2 protein-coding genes and 1 pseudogene are annotated in these 2,281 nt (G+C 45.0%); 2 read left to right on the top strand and 1 reads right to left on the bottom strand.

Annotated features, from left to right (window positions below; all coding sequences use genetic code 11):
- Positions 1-307 (top strand): annotated as a pseudogene (locus tag Q7P41_RS06105) (amino acid transporter); the annotation flags it as partial.
- A gap of 149 nt (positions 308-456) precedes the next feature.
- Positions 457-1,215 carry a DUF364 domain-containing protein gene (locus tag Q7P41_RS06100; RefSeq protein ID WP_303882906.1) on the top strand — a complete coding sequence of 253 codons (759 nt, stop codon included), beginning with the start codon at positions 457-459 and terminating at the stop codon, positions 1,213-1,215.
- 42 nt (positions 1,216-1,257) lie between these two features.
- Here the strand turns inward: Q7P41_RS06100 and Q7P41_RS06095 are convergent.
- A partial coding sequence (locus tag Q7P41_RS06095) for a SelB C-terminal domain-containing protein (protein WP_303882904.1) occupies positions 1,258-2,281 on the bottom strand: 1,024 nt, incomplete at its 5' end.

The raw sequence follows: 2,281 nt of genomic DNA, 5'->3' as shown, positions 1-2,281 counted from the left end.
GGCGTTAATAACAATTCCTTTATTGTACTTGCTTACGCTCAAGGATATTTCTTCGCTTGTCAATTTTGGAGCTCTTACATCCTTTGCTCTAATGCATGTCGCATTGGCCTATAGATTGGTAAAAGTTGAACATAAGCCTCTAAGTATAGTGATGCCCATCATTGGTTTTTGTATAACAGCGGTTGTTTGGTATGGCCTTGACGTACTAGCCAAGAGTGTTGGTATTGTCTGGATAATTGTAGGGGTCATTTATCTTGCTTTTATTACTAGAGGCTTTAAGGTCAAAACGATTCTTCCTGTAGACTAGGCTACAAACTAGATATTATAAAAAGCTCAGCGGGCTTAAGTAAGAGGTCAGAGCCTTTAATTTGATAACGTTTCCAGGGTCGCAAGGATTTAACCGCGCTTGTTTTTAAGCGTGAATGTTATTGATATGGACAGAAGGGAGAAGATTATGTGATCGTTCATGAGCTTGTTGCTTCGTTAGAAGCGGAGCTCGGAAAGCTTAGGGTTAAAAAGGCCGTCATTGGCCTGCGTTACGCCTGCGTTATATTATCCGATGACAGCTGCGGCCTGGCTGCAGTTTTAGATGAAGGCTACTGCTGCAGTGATTATAATTGGTATACTCCGCTAGCCGGTTGTTCTGCTTTGGAGCTTGCACAAGGATTGTTGACTGCAGACCCCATTTTATCTTCCTTAGGTCTCGCTACAGTAAACGCGCTACTATCTCGAAATGCACCGCTGCAAGAAATCGAACCCATAGAATTGTTGAGCATAAATGAAGATGACGTCGTCGGCATGGTGGGTAACATTGCTCCACTGGCTAGACGCATCGCCGAGCGTGCTAAGGAAGTACTCATATTTGAGCGAAACCTTTCAAAGCATGCCAGGGACGTTCTTCCCGATTGGGCTGCCGAGTGGGAGCTGCCTCGATGCAGCGCGGTTTTCATCACGGGAACCACATTTATCAATAAAACGATAGACCACCTGCTAGATCTTTGCAAGGGTCGCGTCGTCATCATAGGCCCCTCTACTCCGCTGTGGCCTAAATTACTGCTTCCCTCTCGTCGATCGAGGGGTGTTGATGGACTTTTTGGCGTGAAAGTCTGCGATCCGGAGCTTGTGTGTCAAATCATTAGCGAGGGCGGAGGCACGCGATCCTTTTTGGGCAATGGTGCCGCAAAGGCAGCATTGGTTTATGATAATTCATCATAAGTCTTTGGAGATTTGCAAATAAAATTGTGTTTAAGGCTTTTTTTAAGATTTTTTAAGCAAAATCCTTTTATCTCCAACCCGCCTAGTTATTCCTCGGGCGTCAAAGTCCTCAAGCAGTGGAAGTATATATTTTCTGCTGGCGTTAGTAGCATCGCGCACCGAAGCTATGGTTATTTCAGAAAGCGAACGCAATATAGCTAGTGCCTTTTCCTCGACGTTTCGCGAGAGTAAAAATTCTCCGCCTATTACCCTAAGCTGTCCGCTTTGTCTGACGACTTCCAAAACTCGATTGAGTTTTCCTTTGTCCCATTTTAAATCTTTCATTGCCTCCTCGAGCGTTGGAAATTGAAAGCCCCTTTCATCGCAATAAGCCAACAGCCTTTTTATATCCTCTAAGATGTCTTCGTCAAGCACTGGTAATGCTCCGGAAAGCCTTACGATTTCTCCATCCATTTCGATAACGCTGTGGCTTGCGAGCAGCTTCAGCAATTCCTGGAATTGTTTTTTCGTCAGGGGAAGTTGCGTAAAAGATATCAAATCTGAAGCCTTCATTCCCGCCAAATGAGGATTTTCCTCGTGAAATTGCGCCAGCAGGCTATGCAGATTGTCTTTTATAGCTTCGAAATACGCAGATGACATCACTAAGGGCTGGTCTCCACATTCAACGAACATCACGCTTGAATCTTTTGCAATTGACTTCAACATGCTTTCCAGTTGTTTGGGAGTTTGCTGAGTCAGCGTGACGGCTTCGCCAAATTGCAATAAACCGTAACGTTCTATGATTGCTGTAATTTTTGATGTCAAATTTGATGCATTGGCAAGTTTATTTAAAAAACCTGCGAGTTCGTTTCTGGCCTTCCTGCCCTTCGGTTTTTTATCATAGGGGAAAAGGACTTCGCCTCCACCTATGGTGCGCAAGGGGGCATGAGATCTGATGACAAAACGCTGCCCTATGAGGGCAACGATGGGCTCGCTTAGCACTGCCTGTGCTAGGGCATTGTTTCCTGGGGTGATCTTTGCATCACTCAAGAGTGCGACTCTTGCCATTACCTCAGAAGTCCCTATA

The organism is Acetomicrobium mobile, assembly GCF_937920065.1.
This window is presented reverse-complemented; position numbering and strand designations above follow the sequence as displayed.